This window comes from Aliivibrio fischeri ATCC 7744 = JCM 18803 = DSM 507, assembly GCF_023983475.1.
Lineage (GTDB): Bacteria > Pseudomonadota > Gammaproteobacteria > Enterobacterales > Vibrionaceae > Aliivibrio > Aliivibrio fischeri.
In genome coordinates this window covers 1,146,284-1,172,078 of the sequence record NZ_CP092712.1, presented here as the reverse complement: position 1 = coordinate 1,172,078, position 25,795 = coordinate 1,146,284, and the positions used below count along the sequence as shown (strand labels likewise).

The 25,795-nt window shown below is 38.9% G+C and carries 21 protein-coding genes; 7 read left to right on the top strand and 14 right to left on the bottom strand.

What is annotated here, in order from left to right:
* Positions 1 to 113 precede the first annotated feature (113 nt).
* Positions 114 to 311, top strand: a complete 198-nt coding sequence (locus AVFI_RS05510; protein ID WP_188863251.1) for a hypothetical protein — start codon at positions 114 to 116, stop codon at positions 309 to 311.
* Positions 312 to 346: 35 nt separating this feature from the next.
* Here AVFI_RS05510 and AVFI_RS05505 read toward each other — a convergent pair whose 3' ends face one another.
* Both AVFI_RS05505 and AVFI_RS05500 read right to left on the bottom strand, forming a co-directional pair.
* Complete coding sequence (locus tag AVFI_RS05505) at positions 347 to 1,213, bottom strand: pirin family protein (RefSeq protein WP_188863252.1); 867 nt, start codon at positions 1,211 to 1,213, stop codon at positions 347 to 349.
* A 9-nt stretch (positions 1,214 to 1,222) separates the two neighbouring features.
* Positions 1,223 to 1,615, bottom strand: coding sequence for a DoxX family protein (locus AVFI_RS05500; RefSeq protein WP_017018207.1), 393 nt, complete (start codon positions 1,613 to 1,615; stop codon positions 1,223 to 1,225).
* Between the two features lie 152 nt (positions 1,616 to 1,767).
* Here AVFI_RS05500 and AVFI_RS05495 point away from each other — a divergent pair, with 152 nt between their 5' ends.
* The gene (locus tag AVFI_RS05495) at positions 1,768 to 2,670 is read left to right on the top strand and encodes a LysR family transcriptional regulator (protein WP_188863253.1); all 903 of its coding nucleotides are present in this window, start codon (positions 1,768 to 1,770) and stop codon (positions 2,668 to 2,670) included.
* A gap of 10 nt (positions 2,671 to 2,680) precedes the next feature.
* On the opposite strand, the gene AVFI_RS05490 is transcribed toward AVFI_RS05495, so the two are convergent.
* From AVFI_RS05490 to AVFI_RS05480, 3 genes are all read right to left on the bottom strand, one after another.
* Positions 2,681 to 4,558, bottom strand: coding sequence for an aspartate:alanine exchanger family transporter (locus AVFI_RS05490; RefSeq protein WP_017018209.1), 1,878 nt, complete (start codon positions 4,556 to 4,558; stop codon positions 2,681 to 2,683).
* An 83-nt stretch (positions 4,559 to 4,641) separates the two neighbouring features.
* Complete coding sequence (locus tag AVFI_RS05485; RefSeq protein ID WP_188863254.1) at positions 4,642 to 6,036, bottom strand: glutamate decarboxylase; 1,395 nt, start codon at positions 6,034 to 6,036, stop codon at positions 4,642 to 4,644.
* 275 nt (positions 6,037 to 6,311) lie between these two features.
* Complete coding sequence (locus tag AVFI_RS05480; RefSeq protein WP_017018211.1) at positions 6,312 to 7,202, bottom strand: LysR family transcriptional regulator; 891 nt, start codon at positions 7,200 to 7,202, stop codon at positions 6,312 to 6,314.
* 135 nt (positions 7,203 to 7,337) lie between these two features.
* On the opposite strand from AVFI_RS05480, the gene AVFI_RS05475 reads away from it, so the two are divergent.
* The gene (locus AVFI_RS05475; RefSeq protein WP_188863255.1) at positions 7,338 to 8,594 is read left to right on the top strand and encodes an adenylosuccinate synthetase; all 1,257 of its coding nucleotides are present in this window, start codon (positions 7,338 to 7,340) and stop codon (positions 8,592 to 8,594) included.
* A gap of 89 nt (positions 8,595 to 8,683) precedes the next feature.
* Here the strand turns inward: AVFI_RS05475 and dcuC are convergent, their stop codons facing one another.
* The 3 genes from dcuC to AVFI_RS05460 form a co-directional block, all read right to left on the bottom strand.
* Complete coding sequence (dcuC, locus tag AVFI_RS05470) at positions 8,684 to 10,051, bottom strand: C4-dicarboxylate transporter DcuC (RefSeq protein WP_065623780.1); 1,368 nt, start codon at positions 10,049 to 10,051, stop codon at positions 8,684 to 8,686.
* Positions 10,052 to 10,053: 2 nt separating this feature from the next.
* Positions 10,054 to 11,283, bottom strand: coding sequence for a peptidase T (gene pepT, locus AVFI_RS05465; protein WP_017018214.1), 1,230 nt, complete (start codon positions 11,281 to 11,283; stop codon positions 10,054 to 10,056).
* Positions 11,284 to 11,447: 164 nt separating this feature from the next.
* A complete protein-coding gene (locus AVFI_RS05460) occupies positions 11,448 to 13,115 on the bottom strand; it encodes a glycoside hydrolase family 19 protein (RefSeq protein WP_054775534.1) in 1,668 nt (555 codons plus the stop codon).
* A 280-nt stretch (positions 13,116 to 13,395) separates the two neighbouring features.
* Here AVFI_RS05460 and AVFI_RS05455 point away from each other — a divergent pair, with 280 nt between their 5' ends.
* Together AVFI_RS05455 and AVFI_RS05450 are read left to right on the top strand one after the other, a co-directional pair.
* A complete protein-coding gene (locus tag AVFI_RS05455) occupies positions 13,396 to 14,010 on the top strand; it encodes a fumarylacetoacetate hydrolase family protein (RefSeq protein WP_011261691.1) in 615 nt (204 codons plus the stop codon).
* A gap of 169 nt (positions 14,011 to 14,179) precedes the next feature.
* Complete coding sequence (locus AVFI_RS05450) at positions 14,180 to 14,815, top strand: LysE family translocator (protein ID WP_005418804.1); 636 nt, start codon at positions 14,180 to 14,182, stop codon at positions 14,813 to 14,815.
* Between the two features lie 47 nt (positions 14,816 to 14,862).
* On the opposite strand, the gene AVFI_RS05445 is transcribed toward AVFI_RS05450, so the two are convergent.
* Positions 14,863 to 16,572, bottom strand: coding sequence for a phospho-sugar mutase (locus AVFI_RS05445; protein WP_054775533.1), 1,710 nt, complete (start codon positions 16,570 to 16,572; stop codon positions 14,863 to 14,865).
* 247 nt (positions 16,573 to 16,819) lie between these two features.
* On the opposite strand from AVFI_RS05445, the gene AVFI_RS05440 reads away from it, so the two are divergent.
* Positions 16,820 to 17,815 carry a 2-hydroxyacid dehydrogenase gene (locus AVFI_RS05440; RefSeq protein ID WP_005418801.1) on the top strand — a complete coding sequence of 332 codons (996 nt, stop codon included), beginning with the start codon at positions 16,820 to 16,822 and terminating at the stop codon, positions 17,813 to 17,815.
* A gap of 58 nt (positions 17,816 to 17,873) precedes the next feature.
* Here AVFI_RS05440 and AVFI_RS05435 read toward each other — a convergent pair whose 3' ends face one another.
* The 4 genes from AVFI_RS05435 to topA all read right to left on the bottom strand — a co-directional run bounded on the left by AVFI_RS05435 (position 17,874) and on the right by topA (position 23,916).
* Positions 17,874 to 18,347 (bottom strand): response regulator, encoded by a 474-nt coding sequence (locus AVFI_RS05435; protein WP_054775532.1) that lies wholly within the window; start codon positions 18,345 to 18,347, stop codon positions 17,874 to 17,876.
* On the bottom strand, positions 18,334 to 19,674 hold the full coding sequence (locus AVFI_RS05430) for an ATP-binding protein (RefSeq protein ID WP_011261686.1): 1,341 nt from the start codon (positions 19,672 to 19,674) through the stop codon (positions 18,334 to 18,336). The genes AVFI_RS05435 and AVFI_RS05430 overlap by 14 nt, the downstream gene beginning before the upstream one ends.
* A 3-nt stretch (positions 19,675 to 19,677) precedes the next feature.
* Positions 19,678 to 21,096, bottom strand: coding sequence for an SLC13 family permease (locus tag AVFI_RS05425; protein WP_005418795.1), 1,419 nt, complete (start codon positions 21,094 to 21,096; stop codon positions 19,678 to 19,680).
* A 189-nt stretch (positions 21,097 to 21,285) separates the two neighbouring features.
* Positions 21,286 to 23,916: a type I DNA topoisomerase gene (topA, locus tag AVFI_RS05420; protein WP_005418793.1), complete on the bottom strand. Its 2,631-nt coding sequence runs from the start codon at positions 23,914 to 23,916 to the stop codon at positions 21,286 to 21,288.
* Positions 23,917 to 24,350: 434 nt separating this feature from the next.
* Here topA and AVFI_RS05415 point away from each other — a divergent pair, with 434 nt between their 5' ends.
* The gene (locus AVFI_RS05415) at positions 24,351 to 24,596 is read left to right on the top strand and encodes a YciN family protein (RefSeq protein ID WP_012533654.1); all 246 of its coding nucleotides are present in this window, start codon (positions 24,351 to 24,353) and stop codon (positions 24,594 to 24,596) included.
* A gap of 124 nt (positions 24,597 to 24,720) precedes the next feature.
* Here AVFI_RS05415 and sohB read toward each other — a convergent pair whose 3' ends face one another.
* Complete coding sequence (gene sohB, locus AVFI_RS05410; protein WP_017018221.1) at positions 24,721 to 25,782, bottom strand: protease SohB; 1,062 nt, start codon at positions 25,780 to 25,782, stop codon at positions 24,721 to 24,723.
* Positions 25,783 to 25,795: the final 13 nt, after the last annotated feature.

The following is a 25,795-nucleotide window of genomic DNA, read 5'->3' as shown; positions in this document are numbered from 1 at the left end:
TGAAACTAGAAGGCTTTTTATCAACAAAATGAGCCGCAATTCATTTAGGTTGCTATAAAACGTTCATCTATACATTTCTTATGTTATGGTTCTTCTCAACAATAAGGAGCCTTATGAACGATTATGAGCTTTTCATAAAAATCAATGACGCAATCCTACTTGAGTTTGATGTATTTAAGCCTTGGGAAAAAACAATACTATTAAGTGCTCAAAATCAAATGATGGATAAATACCCTCTCTCTGAAGAACAAATACAACTATTAAATAAAGTTCTTAACAAGAAAAGACCTAAAAAACGAAGAAAAAAATAAAGCCGTAGAGTATATCTTAATATGGCTTTTCAATTTTAATGAAACCGACCTTGGTTAAAGTCATCAAATGCTTGTAATAGTTCTGCACGAGTATTCATTACAAACGGACCACCTCGAGCAATAGGTTCATTTAATGGCTTACCTGCAACAAGTAAAAATCGAGCTGAAGAGTCATCAGCAACAAGTGAAACTTTCTGACCTTTACCAAGTACTGCGAGTGTCCGCATATCAACAGTTTGAACTTGATTATCATCACTCTTAATACCCACATTACCTTCAATAACATAAATAAAAGCATTGTGCTCAAACGGTAGACTTTGTTCTAACATTTGCCCTCTAGGCATATTGATATCCATATACGTAGGATAAACATGAGTATTATTCACTGGACCTTTAGTACCTAAATTTGTCGTACCGGCAATAACTCGTATCTCAGTACCATTATCCCGCTTTTCTAAAGGTGTCGTTTCTGGTGGGAACTCTTGATAAGCAGGTTCAATCATTTTTGATGCTTTTGGTAAATTCACCCACAATTGAAATCCCTTAAGTAAGCCTTCTTCCTGTTCGGGCATTTCTGAATGCAGTACCCCTTTCCCAGCAGTCATCCATTGCACACCACCAGATTCAACTACGCCTTCATGCCCAGCACTGTCTTTATGACGCATTTTACCATTTAGTAGATAGCTGACAGTTTCAAACCCTCTGTGTGGATGCGTTGGAAAACCGCCGATATAATCTGAAGCATCGTGACTTTCAAAACAATCCAGCAATAAAAAAGGATCCAGCACGTCTAACTCTTGTGTACCAATAATTCGTGTGAGTTTTACACCATCACCATCTGATGTTTCGACTCCAGAAATGGTTTGTAAAACGGTTCTGTTTTTTTGCATTACTTCAGACATATAAACCTCCTATGACTCGCTTTTCTTAAGGTTATCTAGCGCATACGATCCCGCACCTTGCGAAAATATCATTAAGAAACCACCCGCTAAGGCAATATTTTTCATAAAGCTGGTCATTTCTGATTGATTAGAAAAATCAGCATGAAAAAGTAACGCAGATAATGCACTAAAACCTGCCAATGCAAAGGCTGCATATCTCGTTTTCCAACCTAACATCACCGCTAAACCACCAACAACTTCGGTTAAAATAACCAATGGTAGTAACGCTCCGGGTACACCCATCGCTTCCATATAACCTTGTGTCCCTTCATATTGTGCAATTTTACTTAAGCCCGATGTAACAAATATTAGAGATAAAAAGAAACGCCCTGTTGGTGCTGCCAGTTGTTGTAATTTGTCCATAATTTTTCCTTTTCATACATTAAATTAGACATAAATCATTCATGTCTCATCGCTTGATATAAAGAATAGTCATTGAAGAAATGTTAATAAATAGCAATACTGAGGAAACACTGTTCTCATTTAAAGAACAATAACTAGGTAAGGGAATGGTTATGGGACAATTAGAAAACATGCGCATTTTTATAACAGTCGTTGAAACTGGCAGTATTACCAGAGCAGCAGAACGTCTTAATCTTGCCAAATCAGCCATCAGTAAACGTCTTAGTGAGTTAGAGCAACAACTCGGAGTGAAACTACTTAATCGAACAACCCGAACATCAAGTTTGACTGAAGCAGGCCAAGTTTATTTGAATAAATGTAAATTAATTTTAGATGAAGTGGACGATTTACATTGTCATATAGCATCAACTAACAGCAAATTAAATGGTGTATTAAAGTTAGCTGTTCCATTAACTTTTGGACTCAAACACCTCGTCCCTGCCCTCGACAATTTTGCAAAGTTACATCCAGATTTAAAATTAGATATCGATTTTTCAGATAAAAAAATAGATTTGGTTGAAGATGGCGTTGATTTAGCGATTCGAATTGGCTCTTTGAGTAATTCTACTTTGCGAGCAAAACCACTCGCCCCTATCCATCATGTATTATGTGTAAGCCCAGATTACCTAGCGAAACATGGTCATATCACAACACCTAGTGATCTAAAGTCTCATAAATTATTAAGATACAGTCAGCAACCGCTGTCAGGTGTTGAATTAATAGATAACAAAAACAAAACAATGACCGTTCCGATGGAAAGCTTTTGCATCGCAAATAATGGGGACTTTCTAAAAACAATGGCGGTATCTGGGCATGGTGTATTATTCACACCCAAATTTATTGTTTGGGAAGAGTTAGCAAATGGTTCCCTAATACCAATAATGACCGATTATCGCTTTAACTCTATCAAGGCCTATGCCGTTTATCCAGAGACCCGCTACCTGCCTCGAAAAGTTCGAATGTTAATTGACTTTTTAAGTGAATATTTTGGTAACGAGCCCTACTGGGATAAATAATTAAGCTAAATTAATACAGCACCATCGCTAAATAACCGAGTACAAGAACAATCATTGATGTTAATGCATAGGGAACAGGGTAGCCTACTGCAGGCATATCGCTTTGGCATTCATCTTGAGCGCCTTTCATTGCAGGTGTGCTATTACGTCCACCTGCACATGCACCAGCCAAAATTGCAGGGTTCATTTTTCTAACGTATAAACCATAAATCCACGCCAATAATGGTGGAAGTAGAGCTGCAACTAACCCCAAACCTGCAATCTTAATCACAACAATACCTTGGAAAGACGCTAATATCTTAGGGCCCACGGTCGCGGCCAATACCGCAACAAAAAGACTCAAACCGATATCTTGTAAGAAGCTACGAGCTCCTTCACTCATAGGTCCACCAAAAGCTGGATTACGAGTACGTAAGAATGAGAATATGATCCCTGTTAACATACAACCTGCTGATGTACCTAAAGCAAATGGGATCCCTCCTAGCGTAACGCTAAAGTGGCCACATACGTAGCCAATCAATAGAGAAAGCGCCAAATAAAAGGTCTCTGTTAATGTACTCTCCACAATTGGGTTACTGTTCAGTTTCTTACCCGCTTGTTTAACACACCAGTCTGATCCAGCAACACGAATGACATCACCAATTTCAACGACAGTTTGAGGTAAAATAGGAAGTTGATGCCCTTGTCTAAATAAGGCCTTCATATAAATACCAAAACCGACTTCTTTGCTAATTTCTTCTATTGTTTTACCCGTATATTCAGATTTACCTAAATGAATATCCGCCACTTCGATATCAACATTACGTGCTCTTGGTTCATCTATCTCAACACCAACCGTTGATTCTCCTCCTTCGATCAAAACATGATAGTCGCCACGAATACCAATAACATCACCAAGTTGAAGTGTTGGATTATCAGAGGCTTCAAAGACATCGTCACCACGAACGACTTTAAGAATGGCAGCATGAGGGTAACGATGAAATAACGTTTCCACCTTTTGACCAACCAACTCTTGGTGATCAACACGATAGGCTCGAATATCCAAAGGAAGCACACCTAAATTCGAGAAACCATTGGTACTTGGTAACGCCTCTGTGTCCCCACCGGCACCAAATTCAGCTTCGGCGTCTTTACCAGCTTTAACCGGATCAACACCAAACATAGCTGGCAGATATTTAATAAGTAGGATAATAAATACACTAGATAAAATATAACTGATCGCATAACCTGCGGCGATATTGGCACTTATCTGATCAAGTGTCATACCTGCTGGGGCTTTAACGGCTCCTGAATTAATCGCAGATTGAGCCACTCCCATAACAGCAGTTACTGTATAACTTCCTGAAATGATCCCCGCAGCATAACCCGGTGCTAAATCTAATAATTTAGAACCAAAGAAGACGATAAGAAAATTACTGAAAACGACAATAAGTCCAATAACAACAAAATCTAAACCACCTCGTGCCAAACCAGAGAAGAATTGAGGTCCCACTTTCATACCAATTGCATACATGAACATCATCAAGAATATGTCTGAGACTAATCCCGGCGCATTAATATGTAAGCCATAAATAGAAAACGCAGGTAAGGCAATAGCGACACCAACCACTAGAGTGCCTGCTGTTGAGCCTAAATTAACGCCTTTAATTGTGACTTTTCCTAAGGGATAGCCAATGGCGATACTTAAGAAAAGAAAAACAAAAGGATTGTGAGCAATGTAAGAGAATAGAAAACCAAAAACACCAGTCATATCATGAGCAGCTTGGTTTTCGATAGTTTCAGCCAAAGCTAATCGGCTGAATAAAGCAATAAACAACAAAGTAAATAATTGAATCCAACCTTTGGAGCGAATCCAATTAAATGGACGACCTATTTGACCGATATTCATAATTATTTCCCATATTTTAGGAAAGAAAGATCCTCCATTTATTAAATAGAGGATCTAAAAACAACGTGAATTAATGTAAGAAATTAGCTGTGATTAAAGCCTGAAGATTCATGGCTATCACTACCATGAGAGATCGGGTGTTTTGCAAAAAACTCAACGCTATGTTTTAAGTCCGCAACCAATAAATCAGCTTGATCTCGACTGAATCCATGACGTACTAAAATACGCATAATGACTAAATCTTCGCGTTTTGGTGGCATTGCATAAGCCGCAATTTGCCAACCACGAGAACGAATTCGATCCGATAGGTCAAACAAATTAAAACCAGGATCGACGCCTTCCTTCAACGACCAACTCATTGCTGGAATGCCACCTTTACCATCATAGATAATCTCAAACATACCCAGTTTTTCAATTTCAGATGACAAATAGACAGCAGTGTCGTAACACGCTTGATGGATTTTACGATAGCCTTCTTTACCTAAACGTAGGAAATTGTAGTATTGCGCTACAATTTGGCCTCCGGGACGAGAGAAGTTCAATGCAAAGGTCGGCATATTGCCACCTAAGTAGTTCACATTAAAAATCAGATCTTCATGCAAAGCTGACGCATCACGCCATATTACCCAACCCACACCCAATGGACTCAAACCAAATTTATGGCCTGAGGCATTAATCGATTTAACTCGAGGAAGACGGAAGTCCCATTCTAAATCAGGATCACAGAATGGAGCTAGGAAACCACCACTCGCCGCATCAATGTGCATTGGAATATCTAAACCCGTCTCTTCTTGTAACTTATCAAGAGCTTCATGTACCGCTTTGACGGGTTCATATTGACAAGTAAAGGTCACACCAAGTGTTGGAACAACACCAATGGTATTTTCATCACAACGTTTAATCACTTCTTCAGGCGTCATAATCAAACGGTCGCCTTCCATTGGGATCTCACGTAACTCAATATCCCAGTAACGTGCAAATTTGTGCCAGCACACTTGAACAGGGCCACAGATCATATTTGGCTTATCTGTTGGTTTGCCAAGTTTTTTCATTTTTTCTCGCCAAGCCCATTTTAATGCCATACCACCAAGCATTGCGGCTTCACTTGAACCCGTAGTTGAACAACCCAGTGTATTTTCTGCGTCTGGCGAATTCCATAAATCCGCTAGCATATGCACACAGCGAGCTTCTAATTCAGCAGTTTGAGGATATTCATCTTTATCGATCATATTTTTATCGATACATTCATCCATTAATTTATGGACTTCATCTTCAACCCAAGTTTGGCAAAACGTTGCTAAGTTCTGTCGAGAATTACCATCCATCATGAGCTCATCATGAATGACTTGGTAGGCATGACGTGGGTCATGTTCTTGTTCAGGCATTTTATATTTTGGCATGGATAACGAAAGGTCAGCTGATGAATAAATATCATCAAGGAGATCATCTCTGACTGCGTTTTTGGAATGAAGAGGCATACGTTTTAGCTCCATTGAATTGAACATACAATAAGAATACAAACTGTCGAATTAACTAAATTCGGCCTTAATTAATGAGCAATTTACAATACTGTCAATTAGTTACTCATTAATATTTAGTTACATTTCTAGACCCTTTAATGACCATTGTCAACGTTCTTTCACCGCCTTTTTTAGAGCATAACTGTCTTTAAAATGATAATTAGTATCATAAATGCCACACTATTTCTGACAAACCAGACAGTTTAAATTCAATGTAAAAAGACAAATAATGTCTACTTTTGAGAGCGAATAATCTCGTCGTCCACCCACTTTAATAATTGTTTAATTGCCTTAGATAAAATCTGATTTTGACGAACTATATAACCTAAACTTGTTGTTGGAAATTCAGGTAACGGCGTTACTTTTGTTTTAAGATCTCGCTTTGGATGAATAGAAAACTCAGGCACAATCGCTACACCAAATCCCGCTTCAGCCCAGTCAATTTGGGCATCGACACTACCTACTTCCATGATTCGATATTTAGGTAATTTCAACGAAGGTAATGCCAAGTCTAACAAGTCTCTCGTTCTAGTGTCGTGCCCTAACAAAATCAAAGTTGGTTCTTCATCCAAAACAATTGTAGGATCCAAATGTGCTTGTTGCCACTCTTCAAGATGGTTACCCAATGCACACCATTTTATTTGCTGCAATTCGGTAAAATGCAGAGGTTGACTTTCTTTCTGAGCAATAACAAAACCCAAATCAGCCTCTGCACTTTTTACTAGTTCAGATGCTTGTGAAGAAGTGGTATTAAGCAATGAGAAATCAATCCCAGGGAATTCTTGCTTAAATAATTGAAATGGCCCTATCAATAATAAACGCGAGATAATATCGCTTGCTGCGATGGTTAACGTACCTCGACTCAAATCATTAATCGCATTCAAATCCGCTTGGCATACTTGCAACTCCATTAACGTATTTTGACTCGTCATTAATAAGCGATTGCCCGCTTCCGTTAAATGAAAAGGATTTCTCTCTATCAATTTCACGCGTGTTGCCGACTCTAACTGTTTAATATGCAAGCTAACATTGGGCTGAGTCATATGTAACGCTGCCGCTGTTTTACCAAAATGCTTTAATTCAGCCAATGTCACGAAGGTTTTCAGCCAATGAAGATCTAACATGCTCATACTCTCTTTTTGAATATATTTCACTCAATATGATATATGGATTTCTTATCAAGTCGATAATTATAATTAATTTCTCATATTACAAATCTGATATTAGGATGGTGTCTTAATCATTAAGGAGTTTGTGTTATGCCGTCTATTGTTGTTGTTGGTGCTAATTGGGGCGATGAAGGTAAAGGCCGCATCGTTGATTTTCTTGCTGCTGAAGCGGCTGCAAGTATTCGTTTTCAAGGTGGTAATAACGCCGGTCATACAGTGGTAAATGACTTTGGTACCTTTAAACTACACCAACTTCCAAGCGGTATTTTTAACCCAAACTGTACAGCGGTTCTTGGCCCTGGCATGGTTATTAGTCCAGCTGCATTAAGTGAAGAAATTGCTGAAGTAAAAGCCGCAGGCATCGAAGTTAAAATGCACATTTCTGATCGTGCAACACTTTGCCTTCCAATCCATGCACTTGAAGATACATTAGAAGAATTACGTTTAGGTGATGGCGCTTACGGTTCAACTCGTCAGGGGATTGCTCCTGCATACGGCGACCGTGTTATGAAAAAAGGCATTCTTGTTGGTTGGCTAAAACAACCTGATGTACTTCTTGAGCGTATTAAATTCATGCTTGATTGGAAAATGCCACAACTTAAAGCGCTTTACCCGACTTGTGATTTCAGCCAAACCGCTGAAGAAATGACAGAATGGCTATTAGAAGTAACAGCACCTTGGCGTGAATTTATTTGTAATGTGACTGAACCGCTAAAAGTGATGCAGAAAAACGATGCAAATTTATTGGTTGAAGCACAACTAGGTGCAGGCCGTGATTTAGTTTACGGTGAATATCCATGGACAACATCTTCAAATGTTACAGCAGCTTACGCTGGTATCGGTAGTGGTTTACCTGCATTACGCCCTGAACGTGTTATTGCTGTTGCGAAATCATTCAGTTCTTCAGTTGGTACAGGTACATTAGTTACTGCAATGGAAGAGCAAGATAACTTCCGTGAAGCAGCTAACGAATATGGTGCAGTAACAGGTCGTCCACGTGACATGGGTTACTTTGATGCAGTAGCAACACGCAACGGTGTTGAACTGCAAGCAGCAACTGAAATCGCATTAACAAAAATCGACTGCTTAAGTGGCATGGCGGATCTTAGAATCTGTACATCTTATGCTGGTGAACATACTGAGAACCCTATTTGGCCTCAAACATCAGCACTAACTCCTGTGTACGAAAAAATGGAAGCATGGGAAGAAGACATTACAGGTTGTCGTACTTTTGAAAGCCTACCAAAAGCGGCTCAAGCGTATGTATTACGTATTGAAGAATTAATGGGAGTGCCTGTAAGCATGGTATCTGTTGGTCCTGAGCGTGAGCAAATGATCATCCGTTAATCTAACAAAATAATAAAGCCACACATACCTATTTTGGGAATTTTAGGTAGTGTGGCTTTTATAATGACAGTACTTATTTGATTAACTATTTAGCTATAAAAAGCGTAAACAATAACAAAATGGAACACAAAACCGACTAAAACAGGGACTGATGTTCGCTTTGCAACTTCAAATGGACTTAACTTAGCCCCCGTAGCTGAAGCAATAACAACAGCAGAAACTGGCGACATTGCTCGACCTATTGCTGAGGCTTGTTGCATTGGCATTAGCATTGCCGCTGCGTTGGCTCCCATACTGGAAGCTATAGTAGGAATTAATTCAACAAACGCCAAGAATGGCGCATTCCCCGACCCCATGATTACCGCAGCCATTAACGTCACTACAGCAAAAACAAACGTCATCGCTACACTTGGTAAACCCACTGATTTAGCCATCATGATTAGGTTGGTAATCGCTCCTGTCGCTTGAATTCCATAAGCAAAAACACCAGCAGCAACTAATAATACAACCACACTGCTAAATGCACTCCCCATTCCTTTTGAGAACACATTGAAACCATCAAAAACCGTTTTTAAACTTCTTTTCGTTATGCATTCACACAACATAGCAACAAACATTGAAACAAATACAATCGTCGTCACATCCATATTGATCGTTGAAATGACTAATTTAGAAAACACAACAGCCATAATAATGGGAAGCAAAGGTAAAATGACATAATAGCTAGGTGCTAACACTTCTTCCTTTTGTGTCTGTTCAATTGATGCTTGTTCGAACTGTTCTGGATGCTTTTTATCAACCTGTGTCTGCCAAATAACGTGCATAATACCGATAACCACCATAGTTGCTACCGATGTTGGAGCTTGATAATGAGAAACATAACTCATCAAGTCCATACCTAAAGCTTCACTTGCACGTATTGCATCCACCCCTGTTGGCGTAAAACTTACCGCTAATGAACTAGCAATAACCGCCGCGGCGCTACCACGAGATATACCTAATCCCAACATCACAGGATAAAGTGTTCCCATCAATAGCACGCCAAGCCCGGTAGCTGAAGGAATTGCCAACTGCAAGATACTTGCCATACAGTAAGCAAAGAACAACATAATGTTTTTATTTTGAATACGACTTAGTGGTTTAGTGGCTAAACGAACGACAACATCATTAGCGCCAATATGACTCATATAGTCAGCAAAACCAACCAAAGCCATAATCATTAACCCAAGCGCTCCCGCTCGATATCCCATTAAAAATTGTATGTATTTAAACGGCTCGAACCCTGAAAAATTAGTTGATGTAACCGAGGCTGGTAACATTGGCCCCCAACCAAAAATCCCAGTGGCGAAAATCAATATCGTTCCTGACATTAATAAAGTGGGTTCGGCTTTATACCCCTTTAAAATCATCCTTGCCGCAATAACAACAACGATAAGAACAAGTAATAACGAAGCCATAACTACACCTCTTCATGTTTCGTTAAGTTAATAATAATCGTTTTTACGACATTGCTTGCAGCAATTAAAGATGGGACAGGAAGGTATTCAAATATTGAGTGAAAGTTATGTGCGCCGGTAAAAATGTTAGGGCATGGCAAACCTTTTTCAGACAAAACCGCACCATCATAGCCGCCGCGCATCGGTATAACTTTAGGTTCAATGTCATTTTCCTTATATGCTTCCATTGCAAGATCAACTGGTAGCATAGAGCCTTTTAAAAAGTTATGAACGTTACTGTAACGATCACTTAATTCAAGAGTTGCGCGGTTATTGTTTTCTTCATTGAACATTCGAACTTGTTCAACAATAAAAGCTTTACGGTACATATATCCCGATTCTGTAAAATCACGGATATCCATATTAAGCACTGTTTTGGCAGAATTTCCTGCCAACTTCTTCATCCAGTAATAGCCTTCCCTCCCCTCAGTATGCTCAGGAGTTTCTTTCTCAGGGAAGCGGGACATGAATGAATTAGCCAGTAGCAAAGAGTTAATCAAATTACCTTTAGAGTTCATCGGATGCGCAGATTGCCCTGTAAACGTAACTACCGCATTACCTGCATTCCAGTTTTCACATACAAACTCACCAATACCGCAGCAATCCAAAGTGTAAGCAAAATCAGCCCCAAAACCGTCAACATCAAAAGCATTCGCCCCTAAAAGACCTTGTTCTTCATCAGGAACAAAACCAACCTTAACCGTACCATGTTCAACATCTGGGTTGTCTTTAAAAAACTGTAACGCATTTAAGATAGCGGCAATGGCTGCTTTATCATCTGCGCCTAATAATGATTGACCGTCACTTACAATGATGTCTTGACCAATATAATTAGTTAGTTCTGGATATTCAGCTAAAGATAAAACAGGTCCTGTTGCGAGAGGAATATCGCCACCTTCATAATGAACCACTTCTGCATGAGTGTCTTCTGTACGTTCAGAGCTGGTATCAAGGTGCCCAAAGAAAGCAACGGTTGGTAATTTTTTTTCGGTATTAGATGGCAGAGTTGCCGTAAGAATAGCGGTATCACGAAGAAGAATATCTGTACAACCTAGCGCTTCTAATTCTTTTTTAACCAAACAAGCCAATTCATATTGCCCTTCACTTGAAGGCATAATGCCTGCTGCCCCATTAGCTTGGTTTGTTGTCGTATTAATCTTTGTGTAACCTAAGAAACGTTCTACTACATTCATTGCTTTAATCCAAAACGATTGATAAAACAACGATATTACAAACTCTCCATCTTATTTAAGTGACTACTCTCTCAATAACCACAATATAAAAATGGTTATTTATATTGCAAAAATAAAAAACACCTTCCAAACCATCTGGAAGGTGTTTATCTTTATTTAAATAATTAATCTACATCATTAATTACTTCAATATTCGGGAAGTTCGCTTCTACACATTTAGTATAATCGCGGAACTTAAATGCCGAATGAGGTGTTTGGTAACCCACTAATTGGCATGCATAAGCTTTACCATCTGGCGTTTCACTTGACCATCCCCAATCTTGCTCCCAGTAAATATTAACTGCTCCAGCGCCTGCAGCATCAAACTGCTTCATGCCTTTACAACCAAGTATTTCGGTATCTTCAATTGGCACACCTAGGTAATTTGCCATTTCTTTGTAATATTTAATACGATTTAACGATTGTGCTACTTCAACACTGCCACCACACTCAACACCACCATTAATGATCTGAGTGGTTACACCAAATCCAGGAACTAAGCCGTTATTTAAATCTGCTTGGTTTGGTTGCCATGTTCCATCAATAACATGCAACATGCTTGGCTTTGGTGGTTGTGGATAAACAAAGAAAAAGACCGCTGAAGACAGGTTTAACCACGTATCTGCCACCATTTCAGGGTTATCTAACAGAGTTCGAACGGTACCAAACATTGCATCAGAAAATGGGCCATAGTTGTAGTTATAACTTAACTGCTTCGCTCCACGACCAAAATATGATTTAAATTCTCCGTTATCAAACGTACCACATGGCCATGTTTGCCCCTGCCATACATCAGGATTACATTCACCGTTATAGCCACCACGCATTTCTTCAGTCCAGCCCATCTCACGAACATGAACTAAACCTTGACGCCACTCAGGCACTTCCCAATGAGCAGTGTGGCCACCGGTCTCTTGAGTAAAGTGAGCAAACATAGTTGCTAGAGACTTTTTACAGATAGCATCAGAATCACGACCATCTTCATAAGTACCACAAAATGCTGGGAATTTACCTGTTGCCTGTAAGAAATGGCGATATGTATATTCAGGAGCACGCTTAGGGAATAAGAAATTCCATGTACTTTCAGAAACAATTTGCTCAATACGTTTTACGTTATCAGGGTTTGATTCTGCACCGGAAATAATGCGTTCAACAGTTTCATTATCTAATGTGGCAATGGATGCTTTTACATCATTCATTACATCAAAATTTGTTAATTCCGCTTCTTTAGCATCCAATGTAGATTGATTTACTTTATAGTCTCCGCCTGTTGGAGGAACTTCAGGATCAACAGGTGGAATTTCTGGGTCAACTGGTGGAACAAGATCATCTTCGGTAATTTTTTCCCAAGCATCTACCCATGCAGTACCTGTTCCTGGAGCATAGGCCCAAGCAGCTCCTGAACACCAAGTAGCTGTAACGCCTGTTTTACAACGGTATAATTGATTTTCGTTTTGAACGACATCACCACCTTTGTATTTTTCACCCTCTTTATATTGGGGATAATCCCCTTCAGGTAATTCAACCTCAGGCTCTTCAGGATCAACAACTGGTGGCGGAGGCGTTACACCATCTCCTTCTGAGATAAGCTCCCAAGGTGTATCCCATGGATTTGCAGCAACATCAGCAGGACTTTGACCCGGATTTGCCCACCATTTAGCTTCATATATATCCCCATTAAATGATACTTGGCTACCAGCTTGATAGCTTTGCTCTTGGTTATATATTTCTGCAGCATTTACATAGGCAGAGGTCGCAAGCATAACTGCAATGCACAGACTATTTAGTTTCATAAAATTCCCTTATTTACTTATTATTAGATTTAGCCGGTAACCGACTGATCGGAATATAACAGGGAAATTTAATTTATTATCATAAACAAGACGACATAAAATAACGATTCGTGACCTTACTTCAGTTATTTTTATTATTTAAATGATATTGACCATTGCATGACAGTATTTTCTAATTTTTAGCTAAATGTCGAATTTTTAATAAATACTAATAAAATTAAACGTAATTGAAATAATTTCACGATACAATTTCGAATTATTTTTGTGCTAAGGAAAAGCAATGAATACCATTCGTTTTGGAGAACAGCTGATCACCCCAACTAAGTTGCTGTGTATCGGTCGCAATTATATTGATCATATTAGTGAACTTAATAATTCGATTCCTGATCAAATGGTGGTATTTAATAAACCTAATTCCTGCATCACTTCTACTTTAAGTTCATTCCATCAAGAACGCTTACATTATGAAGCTGAGATTTGTTTCCTAATTAAAGATGAACAATTAAATGCAGTGGCCATTGGGCTCGATTTAACCAAACGTGACTTACAAGCTGAACTTAAAAGTAAAGGATTACCTTGGGAACGAGCAAAAGCGTTTAATGGTTCTGCTATCTTCAGCCGTTTTATCCCTATTGATAACCTTAATATCGATGCACTCCAAATCGAATTATTTATTAATAGTATGCGAGTTCAATGTGGCAACGTAAGCCAAATGATTTATTCTCCTGAAACGATTTTAAATGATTTAAAAAGTTATACCCAATTATGTGATGGTGATGTCGTTATGACAGGCACCCCACAAGGTGTTGGCGAAATACATATGGGGGATATCTTTCTTGCTCGATTAAAATTAGATGGAAAAACACTAATAGAAACGGAATGGGTTGCAAGGTAACGTCTTTAATTAAATACAATTAACAATCAATAACACAACCGTATATTAACAATATTATTTATAATATTTAATGTGCTGATTTTTTATTCTATTTTGAATCTTTAAGAATGGAAATCTGGATTACTCTACTATAAAATCCGCCCTCTTATTTATAATTCAAAATAAAATAATGATTGATATTACTATTCTTCCAGTTTATTTGACTGCTGTTATTGCCCTCTTATTACTTCCAGGTCCGGATATGCTACTTATTGCAAGTTCAAGCATGAGCTATGGACGAAAAGTAGGATTATTTGCAAGCTTAGGGAATGCAACGTCAGGTATTATTTTGACGCTATTAGCAGCCCTTGGTGTATCAGCTCTTATCGCAATGAGCCCTCTTGCATTAAAGGCATTACATCTTCTTGGTGGTATGTACTTACTAAAAATGGGATGGGATTGCATCCGAGCAGAAGCAGATGAAGCGCCTGAATTAACCGATGGCTCTAAAATGGCAACTACATTTTATCAACGAGCATTAGTAAGTAACCTATTAAACCCAAAAGCACTTGTTTTCTTTGTAATGTTTTTACCTCAATTTGTTTCAACAAACATTACAGCAACGTCTGGAGAGCAGATGCTCGCTCTTGGCCTATTATTAAATGTACTTGGTTTACTGTTTAATTTACTGCTTGTTGCATTAGTTGGAACTCTTGGTAAATCATTACTTAATAACGTTAAATTTAGAACGTACCAACATAAGTTTATGGGCGGAATATTCATCATTCTAGCCGTATGGATGTTAAGTTCTTTTGTAACCGCATAAAAAAAAACGGCGAGGTTCTATCCTCGCCGTTTTTATTTCATATCACGTTAAAATGTTAAGCTTTTTTGATGCTCAGCGATAAGATCATCCATCGCGGCTTGAGCTTGCACTTGTTTGTCAAAATAACCCTCATCTTCAGAAATATCTGCCACTACTTCGTAATAACACTTCAACTTAGGCTCTGTTCCTGATGGACGCACGATAATTCGAGCTCCATTCTCAAGATGATAAATAAGTACATCACTCGCAGGTAAATCGATCGATTCAGTTGCCCCATCAGATAAGTAACGTAACGATGCTTTTAAATCTTCGACAACATTTATCTTCACACCTGCAATGTGTGTTGGTGGATTTACACGCAAGTGTTCACCTATTGCTGGAGAGTCTGGCTTAAGAGCAATACTTCGTTGTGCATTAATATGAATGCCGTGCTGACGATAAATGCTTTCTAATTGGTCCCATACACACTTACCTTGTGTTGCCAATTCCGCCGTTAATTGTGCAAAGGCAACTAAAGCAGATAAACCATCTTTATCCCAAACTTGACTACCAATGGTATAACCAAGCGCTTCTTCGTAAGCGAATAAAAATTGTTTTTCATTCGTCTCTTTTTGCATAGCGACATTCGTTAACCACTTAAAACCCGTTAATGTTTGGAAGTATTCAGCTCCCATCGACTCTGCAATTTTTTTAAGTAACGTTGATGAAACTATCGTATTGCCGACCAGTTTTCCGCTTGCTTCTGTATGCGTTAATAAATAATGTCCAAATAAAGTACCAACTTGGTCACCAGTTAGCATTTTATAACCACCATCAGGTTGTCTCGCAGCGAGTGCAAATCGGTCTGCATCAGGGTCATTGGCACAAGCAATATCAGCATTAACAGAAGCCGCTAATGCTTCCACCATGTCCATTGCGCCAGCTTCCTCAGGGTTTGGGAAGTTTACCGTTGGGAAATTACCATCAGGTTCTCTTTGCTCTGCCACACTAAATACATGGTTAAAACCAGCGTCACGCAATAGCGTTTCTGCCATATCAGCCCCGACACCATGCATCGCGGTATAAGCGATAGTAATACTTGATGGATCGGTATGATTAGAAAGCAATTTATTGCTGTTCATCGTATTTCGATACATTTGGTAGTAATCATCTTCTAACCAAACTAGTAGCTCTTTTTCTTCGGCTTCATCTAACGGCATCATTACAATCGATTTTGTTGCTGCAATATCGATAGTTTGCGCAATACCAGAATCATGTGGTGGAATAATCTGCGCCCCATTTTCCCAGTACACTTTAAAGCCATTGTATTCTGGTGGGTTATGACTTGCTGTAACAACCACAGCACCAGCCGCATTGAAATGTTTAATACCAAAAGCAACGATCGGTGTTGCTGCCACTTTTGATGTTAAAAATACCTTAATACCAAGCGCGGTTAAAACACTCGCGGTATCATGTGCAAACTGCTTTGAATCATTTCTACCATCGTAGCCAATTACCACACCACGCTGCTTGGCATCTTTAACTTGCTCAATAAGGTAATGTCCCAACCCAGTAGCGGTTTCTTGAATGACTAAACGATTCATTCTATTTGGCCCAGCGCCGACTTTACCTCGCAGCCCAGCCGTACCAAATTGTAAACGTGAATGAAAACGCTCTTCTAGTTCTTGTGTATTATGACTATCAACCAAACACTGAAGCTCTTCACGAGTTTTAGGATCAGGATCTCGCATAAGCCACTCTGTTACTTTTTGCATCATAATATCAACCTCTTAAGCATTATCTTTCCATTGATTCTAAATGATAAACATTATCAATTACTAGAACGCAATCGCTAAACTCTCATAAAAACCAGTACTGAACAAATTATAGCGTTTATACGTATCTTTATATTAAGTTTAATTAAAAACCTTTTTTATCCCATTCTGTCTTGAGAATCCTTAACTCTAAATGGTAGAGTGGAAACAGTGAAATTAAATATAACCTGTTTATTTGTAAGGATATTATATGAAAATCGCAATGTTCAGCACCAAATCTTATGATGAAACATCTTTCAATAGTATCAATCAAAACTATCAGTTTGAATGTCAGTTTTTCAATTTTCAGTTAACTGAAAGCACAGCTCCTATTGCCAATGGAGCAGATGTTGTTTGTGCTTTTGTGAATGACGACTTATCTGCACCAGTATTAGAAATACTAGCAAAGCAAGGAACAAAACTTATCGCTATGCGATGTGCTGGTTTTGATCGTGTGGATCTTGAGGCTGCTAAGAAATTAGGAATGCAAGTGGTTCGTGTTCCAGCCTATTCTCCAGAAGCCATTGCTGAGCATGCCGTTGGTATGATGATGTGTTTAAACCGTCGCTTCCACAAGGCGTATCAACGTACTCGTGATGCAAATTTTTCTCTCGAAGGCCTTACTGGATTTAACTTTTTCGGAAAAACAGTTGGGGTGATTGGCTCAGGTAAAATTGGCCTAGCAACCATGCGTATTCTAAAAGGATTGGGAATGAATATATTGTGCTTTGACCCATACCCAAGCCAAGTCGCCATTGATATGGGAGTGAAATACACAACTCTTGACGAAATATTTTCTCAATCAGATGTAATCACTTTGCACTGTCCATTAACACCTGAGAATACCCATCTTCTAGATACAGATTCATTTTCTAAAATGAAAGATGGGGTAATGATCATTAACACAAGCCGTGGTGGGTTACTTAATTCAGCCAGTGCAATTGAGGCATTAAAAGCAGGAAAGATTGGCTCACTTGGTTTGGATGTTTACGATCATGAAAAAGAGCTTTTCTTCCAAGACAAATCAAATGACATTATTAAAGATGATGTTTTCCGTCGCTTATCTGCTTGCCACAACGTACTGTTTACGGGACATCAAGCATTTCTAACTGAAGAAGCACTAGACAATATTGCGTCAACAACACTAGGAAATATTGATGCTTTCTTAAAAGACGAAACATCGGGCAATGAACTCATTACCAATTAACTGACTTAAGCATCTCCTACTCACTGTAGTGAGATGCTTAAATTACTTACTCACCTAACTATCGTAATCTATCTAGTACAACTTGTTGATCTAAATGTTCTTGATAATCCGTATATTCCAACCCTTTATCAAAAATGTATTCAGTGATAAGCCTTGTAGCTAGTGCCAGCAATTCACTCGCATTCCACGGTTTTTCAATATAACTTTCAATACGAGCTCGATTAATAGCGGTAATGGTATCTTTATGAGTCGCTTGCCCAGTTAATAGTACTTTTTTGGTTCTCAAAAAACGGTAGTCATGAGATACATCCGTTAATAACTCAACACCATTTTTACCCGGCATAACATGGTCAGAAATCACAAGAGCGATGTAGCCACCTTCACTATCTAATTCATCTAATAGGTCTAATGCTTCATCCGCAGATTCGCACTCTTCAATATTCACCCAAGTTTTAAGTGGTGCCAAATCTTGTAAAACAGCACTCAGAACTTCTCTTTGGTCGTCCACACAAATCAGATTAAGTTTTTCCATGACTGTCCTCGACAGGTAATTTAATTCTAAAAATGGTTTTCTCTTGGTTACTTTTCACTGCTATCGAACCACCATATCCACTGATAATTCGTTTAACTATAGCCAAACCAAGCCCTAAGCCAAACGAAAGCCCACCTTTTTTAGTGGTAAAGTTTGGTCTGAAAATTTTTCTTCTTGTCGCTTCATCAATCTCTGGGCCATTATTAGCAATCGTAACCAAAACAAATCGATTCGATACCCGAGTTGATATTTCAATTTCCGGCTCCTGTGTATGCTTCATAGCATCACTGGCATTCTTAATTATGTTTGCCCAAATTTGAACGAGTTCAGTAGCCGATGCTCTTACCATAGGCATTGCTGCAGGACTTAAATGAACCGACACTCGTCGTAAATCACTTTGCAATAACACAAGAGCTTTATTTATGCTGTCGTTAACGTCTAAGACTTCATCGGTATCAATATCAGTGCGTCCTAGTTGTTTCACTGAACGAACAATACCAACAGAGTGTCTTGCAGCAAGACGCATATCGTGAAGGTCTCGTCCTATATTCCAATACCGCACCGCTTGCTCTGGGCTTTTTAACCAATACTTTGAAAGCTCTCCTTCAGGAACCGCACGAGCGAGTTCTCTTGCTGTATCTCGTTCTATACCATAAGTCACTTCCAACTCACGTCCACGCTTTCTCACCTCCGCTGAACTGATGTTTTGTCCAAACATTAAACCTTGGTCAACAAAACTGCTCGCTTCGGGATGAATCTCTTCGAGTAGTTCTAAAATAATACTTTGGAGTCTTTCGGTTTTGCTACTCAATACCCCAACAGCATTATTTAACTCATGAGCAATACCTGCGGCAAGTTGCCCTAACGTTGTCATTTGCTCTGCGGTATATAACTTTTGTAACGCTTTCTCTTTTTCTATAGATTCATGCATTGCTCGTCGCTGACGACGTGAAAGCTCATTAACAATAATTGGAGTAAATTGCGCCGTTAAAGGACCATATCTATCCAAATCAATGGCCGTTGTTTTAGAGTCAATCCACCCTAATTCAGTTTCTGTTTTAGTAATGACCGTCGACGACGCTATCAATGTTTCAGAGAAAAAGCTGTGAACGCCAATGAATGCCCCTTCTCCTGCACTGAATACTTTGACTTGCGCTTCGCTATTTTCTTCTTGATAAAACCCTTCAAGTTCACCAGAGCAGACATAATACAAACGATCATTATCTTCTCCTTGCTCAAGTAGTGTTTCACCTGCAGGAAGCGTTACCCGACGCTCAGGTTGAGAAAAATACGCACCAATTAATCGCTGTAATTTTTCTTGATTCATAAACTATCCAATATGACCTACTGAATGAAGAACCCACACCATAACAAAACTTAATAAAACCCCGACAATCCCTAAAATAACACCGGTTTTCGCCATTTGGCTGCTTTCTACATTTCCTGTTGCGTGTGCTAACGCATTAGGTGGTGTACTGATTGGCAAAGACATACCTAAAGATGCAGCAAAAGTTACAATTAAGATTAGCGTAAGTTCGCCACCGAGCGGAGTTAACGAGCTCATTGAAGTACCAAGAGCTGCCATAATTGGCATTAATAAGTTTGCTGTTGCAGTGTGCGACATAAAGTTTGCCATTAATAAACACAAGAACGCAGCACCAAATAACACAACATAAGGAGAATAAGAGTCAAAAGGAATGCTATGAACAACCAGTTTCGCTAAACCCGTTTTATCTAATGCAAGGCCTAGAGCGATACCACCAGAAACTAGCCATAACACATCCCATGAAATCTTCTTGAGATCTTCTTTGTTTATGATCCCTGTAATAGAGAATACAGCAACAGGTATTAAAGCAACTGTGTATGAATTCATGCCATGGCTTGACCCCATCAACCATAATAAAATCGTCCCTGCAAAGGTAATATAAACTGTAATAGCTTTCGGCGTTTTTAAGAATTTACCTTTAATATTTAAGTTCATGGATGTTTGTTTAGCAGGATACAAATAGTTAATTAAAAACCATGCTAGCGCCATCATCACAATAACGAATGGCACACCAAAGACCATCCATTCACCAAACGTAATTAAATTATCGCCAACTAAATATTTAAGTGCGATTGCATTAGGAGGTGTACCAATTGGTGTACCAATACCACCAATGTTTGCTGCAATAGGAATACACAAAGCAAAAGCAACACGTCCTGGATCTTTAGGACCAAATACAGCAATAACAGGCGTTAAGATAGATAGCATCATCGCCGTTGTCGCCGTATTTGACATGAACATTGAGAAAATACCAGTGATCAGCATTAAACCTAACATTACGAATTTAGGATCACTGCCAAACGGCTTTAATAATACACGCGCTAAGTTAACGTCTAAACGATATTTCGTTGCCGCCATTGCGAGAAAGAAGCCACCTAAAAACAGCATAATGATTGGGCTAGCAAACGTCGCCATGATGTCGCTGTAATTCAACAACTCGCCAAATTGAGGTGAATCTTGGTTCATCTTAAATAAGAAAAAACCTTTATTTGATACCATTAATAATTCTAAAACGATGATCACAACCGAAGTGGCATAAATTGGGATCGGTTCAAATACCCAACATAGTGCTGCTAATAAAAATATAGCAATAACACGCTGTTGGATTATGGTCATGCCTTCAAATGGAAAAGCAGACAATGGCATCAATAAAATGATGAGAGGAATAATTGTTGGGATTAAATACTTCATGTATTGACGCATAACGTTTCCGACTTCCATAGAACAATAAATGTTGAATTACATCGATTATCTACTTTTACTGCTATTCGGTATAACGTGTTAGATCAAAGATTATTTTGAAATAATTAAAAATATGACTATTTGTGACAAATGTTACGTAAAAAAAGAGCCGCATTTCTGAAGCTCTTTCATTTGATATTTTATTATTGATTATTTTTCAGCTTTTGGCTTCTTACGCTTATCAGTAATAGCCCACTTTCCATCAATATATAAACCAGTCCAACCTGTTGGTTTGCCATCCACTTCTGAACGAACATAGTTCTCTTTTGTTTTACGACTAAAACGAACTACCGCAGGTTTACCATCAGGGTCATGTGTTGGCGCTTCTGTTAAGTATAAGAACTTAGGCGACAAACGATCCTTAAATCGAACTAACTCTTCCACTAATGGTGCACGTGTTTCACGTGATTTAGGGAAAGTGCTCGCAGCTAAGAATAGACCTGACGCACCATCACGCAATACAAAATAAGCATCTGATTTTTCACATACTAATTCTGGCAGATGCACTGGATCTTCTTTTGGTGGAGCAACTTCACCATTCTTTAAGATCTTACGAGTGTTTTTACAGGTTTCACTCGTACAGTCCATGTATTTGCCAAAGCGACCGTTTTTCAGTTCCATATCAGAACCACACTTGTCACATTCAACAACAGGACCATCGTATCCTTTAAGCTGGAATTCACCCTTTTCAACCACATAACCTTCACAGTTCGGGTTATTACCACAAACGTGAATCTTACGTTCTTGGTCAATTAGGTAAGGGTCCATCGCCGTTTCACACTTAGGACAACGTTTCTTCGCACGTAATGCTGCAGTTTCTACGTCTTCTTCAAGAACATTGACAATGCCCTCTTCACTTCCTAAGTTAATGGTTGTTTTACAACGCTCTTTTGGTGGCAATGCATAACCTGAACAACCAAGGAAAACACCTGTAGATGCAGTACGGATACCCATATTGCGACCACATGTTGGACATTTAATGTCTGTCTCAACGATGTTATTTGGTGACATACCGCCTTCAGACTCATCCAACTCTGCTTTTGCAATATCCGCTGTAAAATCTTGGAAGAACGTATTAAGTACATCTTTCCAATCTTTCTCGCCTTCTGCAATTCTATCTAGATTGCCTTCCATACGAGCAGTAAAGTCATAATCCATTAAATCATCAAATGATTGATTTAGACGATCCGTTACAATTTCACCCATTTTTTCAGCGTAGAAGCGACGGCTATCAATACGAACATAACCACGATCTTGAATCGTTGAAATAATTGATGCGTAAGTCGATGGACGACCAATGCCTTTTTTCTCAAGTTCTTTAACTAATGCCGCTTCTGTGAAACGAGCTGGTGGCTTAGTAAAGTGCTGCTTAGGATCCAGTTTTTCTAACTTTAGCTTATCGCCAAGTTGCACAGCAGGAAGCAGTTGATCTTCATTTTTACCCATCGGGCGCTGTACACGAGTCCAACCGTCAAACTTCAGGATACGTCCTTTGGCTTTTAGTGTGAATTCGTCTGCTTTTACGCTCAATGTTGTTGAATCATATTGTGCAGGTGTCATTTGACAGGCTACGAATTGATTCCAAATTAAGTTGTAAAGTTTATGCGCATCAGCTTCCATACCTTGTAGGTCGTCAGCTTTTACTTCTACGCTTGAAGGACGAATCGCTTCGTGGGCTTCTTGAGCTCCTTCTTTGCTACCATAAACAATAGGGGCTGATGGTAAATAGCTATCGCCATACTCAGAACCAATAAACTCACGTAACGCCTCTACAGCTTCTTTACTTAAGTTAGTTGAGTCAGTACGCATATAAGTGATGTAACCGCCCTCATAGAGGCGCTGAGCTAACATCATGGTCTTTTTAACACCGTAACCTAGACGAGTACTTGCCGCCTGTTGCAGTGTTGATGTAATAAATGGTGCTGATGGCTTACTTTTCGTTGGGCGATCTTCACGTTTACACACTTCGTATTCTGCATTTTGAAGAATGCTTACAGCCGCTTCGGTATCTGCTTGATTAAGCGGTTTGAATGCTGAACCATTACGTTGTGCTACTTGCAGACGGAAGTTTTCTTTATCTGCTGTTAATGTGTCTGCGTGAATATCCCAAAATTCTTCAGGAATAAAGGCATTGATTTCACGCTCACGCTCTACCAATACTTTCACTGCTACCGATTGCACACGACCAGCAGATAAACCACGAGCCACTTTCTTCCACAATAACGGAGATGCCATAAAGCCAACAACACGGTCTAAGAAACGACGTGCTTGTTGTGCATTTACGCCAGGCATACTTAGTTCACCTGGAGTTTCGAATGCCTGTTGAATCGCATTTTTGGTGATTTCGTTAAAAACCACTCGCTTGAAGCGTGAATCATCACCACCGATGATCTCGCGAAGGTGCCACGCAATAGCTTCCCCTTCACGGTCCAAATCGGTTGCGAGATAAACGGTATCTGCGCTTTCTGCTAATTTTTGTAATTCTGCTACTACTTTTTCTTTACCCGGAAGGATTTGGTAGTTAGCTGCCCAATCATTATATGGGTCAATACCCATTTTATTAATTAGGTTCTTTTTATCTCTTTCTTTTTTAATTCGTGCTTTTTCTTCAACACTTAACCCTTTGGTCGACGCTGCTGCCTTTTTACCAGTGCTTGTCGAACCCATAGGTAAATCACGTACGTGACCTACACTGGATTTTACTATGAAGTCTTTGCCAAGGTATTTATTAATGGTTTTCGCTTTGGCTGGTGACTCCACGATAACTAGAGATTTACCCATAATGTCTCACTAACGTCCTCGTGTTGAAATTTACCTAACTGCCGATTTTCGATTAATCCACAGTTAAAATCTAATGTTTATCTATATATTACTATTGAGGGTGTATGGCATCACGTCAACCACTTTTTTTACAAACAGTGCTGAATGGTCGCGCTTTGGACAGTTGTTAATCAAATGTGATTATTCAACTAGCAAATCCATAACAGTGCGCATCTATTAGCATTTACTGAGTTTAAGCTCAAAAGCTTAGTTTAATATCTTGCACCTGCTCACAATAAAATGCTTTTTTGTGACTCTGCTTATCTTTCAATAACTTTGGTAAGAAAAAGTGAATACAAGTAACCTATTATTTTAAATTGATATGCCGCATTCGTTGTGATTTTCATTTTTTGAGCTTAGAATCCCTCTTTTATATAGCAAAAAATGAGTGACTTATGAGCGATAAAAAATCCATTTCTGAGGCTGATTTACTGTTAATTGCCAATCAAATCATTCAAGATCACGAAAACTACCTTGAAGGTATGCGTGCGACCAGCGTAGAAGAGAAAGATGAAGTTCTTGTGTTTAAAGGAGAATACTTCTTATCAGAACAAGGGCTTCCTACTGAAAAAACAACCGCTGTTTTCAATATGTTTAAATACCTTGCGCACCATTTATCAAAAGAGTTTACGGTTAAATAACTGCGACTTTTTTTGGTACAATGTAGACAATAAAAAAGGCTGAAATCTCAGCCTTTTTTATTGTCTACCCTGTAAATAACTGAACAGATATGACCTAAATTAATGCGTTTTCTTACATTAAAAATTAAACAATCGGTCGCTGACCTTTGCTAATTAAACGCATAAATACGTTCTCAGCAGACTGGCCTGCAATCCCTGCAATTTTATCGCTTAATTTTTTCTTTTGTACGTAATGAATCGCTAAAACTTCACGATTTTTACACGCTTTTGTTAAATAATCATCCGACGTTTGAATCTCATCAATTAGACCTAACTCTAACGCTTGTTTTCCGAACCAATGCTCGCCTGTTGCTACTTTTTCAAGATCAAGTTCTGAACGATGCTCACGAATAAAATCTTTAAATAAAACATGAGTTTCTTCCAACTCTAATTGGAATTTTTCACGTGCTTTATCGCTATTTTCGCCAAACATTGTTAGGGTACGTTTGTATTCACCAGCGGTTAATTGCTCAAATTCAATATCATTTTTCTTTAATAATTTATTGAAATTTGGCAACTGAGCAACAACACCAATCGAGCCAACGATTGCAAATGGTGCAGCAATGATCTTCTCACCAATACATGCCATCATATAGCCACCAGAAGCTGCAACTTTATCTACAGAGATCGTTAATTTAATGTTTGCATCACGTAGACGGTCAAGTTGCGATGAAGCCAGACCATAACCATGAACCATACCGCCACCGCTTTCAAGGCGTAAAAGTACTTCATCACCTTCAATAGCAACCGCTAAGATAGCTGATACTTCTTCACGTAGAGCAGCAACTTCTTTTGCATCAATACTGCCATTAAAGTCTAAAACGAATAAACGAGCATCACGCTTTAACTCAAGTTCACCCGATTTTGCAGCTTGCTTGATTTCTTTCTGTTTTGCTTTTTCCGCTTCTTTGTCTGCTTTCTTTTCAGCCTTTGTGCGAGCTTTTAATTCTGCATCATCAAATAAGTGATGCTCTAATTCAACGACAGTGTCCTTATACTGTTCAGTTAAATTAGTTACTTCTAATTCACCTTTTGCACCAGCAGATTTTCCACCTACCGCTTTAGCTGCAATTAAAATGGCAATAATAGAAACAACAACGGTTGCGATCTTTGCTAAAAAGAGACCGTAATCAAACAAAAATTCCAATGTAATACCCTCT

Bases quoted from the DNA above. Each gene is read 5' to 3' on its own strand.
- AVFI_RS05475 (WP_188863255.1), top strand. From the start codon at position 7,338: ATGCCGTCTATTGTTGTTGTTGGTGCTAATTGGGGCGATGAAGGTAAA.
- AVFI_RS05440 (WP_005418801.1), top strand. From the start codon at position 16,820: ATGAAAATCGCAATGTTCAGCACCAAATCTTATGATGAAACATCTTTC.
- AVFI_RS05415 (WP_012533654.1), top strand. From the start codon at position 24,351: ATGAGCGATAAAAAATCCATTTCTGAGGCTGATTTACTGTTAATTGCC.
- AVFI_RS05450 (WP_005418804.1), top strand. From the start codon at position 14,180: ATGATTGATATTACTATTCTTCCAGTTTATTTGACTGCTGTTATTGCC.
- dcuC (WP_065623780.1), bottom strand. From the start codon at position 10,051: ATGGCTTCGTTATTACTTGTTCTTATCGTTGTTGTTATTGCGGCAAGG.
- AVFI_RS05485 (WP_188863254.1), bottom strand. From the start codon at position 6,036: ATGCCTCTTCATTCCAAAAACGCAGTCAGAGATGATCTCCTTGATGAT.
- AVFI_RS05495 (WP_188863253.1), top strand. From the start codon at position 1,768: ATGGGACAATTAGAAAACATGCGCATTTTTATAACAGTCGTTGAAACT.
- AVFI_RS05455 (WP_011261691.1), top strand. From the start codon at position 13,396: ATGAATACCATTCGTTTTGGAGAACAGCTGATCACCCCAACTAAGTTG.
- AVFI_RS05430 (WP_011261686.1), bottom strand. From the start codon at position 19,674: ATGAATCAAGAAAAATTACAGCGATTAATTGGTGCGTATTTTTCTCAA.
- AVFI_RS05510 (WP_188863251.1), top strand. From the start codon at position 114: ATGAACGATTATGAGCTTTTCATAAAAATCAATGACGCAATCCTACTT.
- AVFI_RS05505 (WP_188863252.1), bottom strand. From the start codon at position 1,213: ATGTCTGAAGTAATGCAAAAAAACAGAACCGTTTTACAAACCATTTCT.
- topA (WP_005418793.1), bottom strand. From the start codon at position 23,916: ATGGGTAAATCTCTAGTTATCGTGGAGTCACCAGCCAAAGCGAAAACC.
- AVFI_RS05500 (WP_017018207.1), bottom strand. From the start codon at position 1,615: ATGGACAAATTACAACAACTGGCAGCACCAACAGGGCGTTTCTTTTTA.
- AVFI_RS05435 (WP_054775532.1), bottom strand. From the start codon at position 18,347: ATGGAAAAACTTAATCTGATTTGTGTGGACGACCAAAGAGAAGTTCTG.
- AVFI_RS05445 (WP_054775533.1), bottom strand. From the start codon at position 16,572: ATGATGCAAAAAGTAACAGAGTGGCTTATGCGAGATCCTGATCCTAAA.
- pepT (WP_017018214.1), bottom strand. From the start codon at position 11,283: ATGAATGTAGTAGAACGTTTCTTAGGTTACACAAAGATTAATACGACA.
- AVFI_RS05460 (WP_054775534.1), bottom strand. From the start codon at position 13,115: ATGAAACTAAATAGTCTGTGCATTGCAGTTATGCTTGCGACCTCTGCC.
- AVFI_RS05425 (WP_005418795.1), bottom strand. From the start codon at position 21,096: ATGCGTCAATACATGAAGTATTTAATCCCAACAATTATTCCTCTCATC.
- AVFI_RS05480 (WP_017018211.1), bottom strand. From the start codon at position 7,202: ATGTTAGATCTTCATTGGCTGAAAACCTTCGTGACATTGGCTGAATTA.
- AVFI_RS05490 (WP_017018209.1), bottom strand. From the start codon at position 4,558: ATGAATATCGGTCAAATAGGTCGTCCATTTAATTGGATTCGCTCCAAA.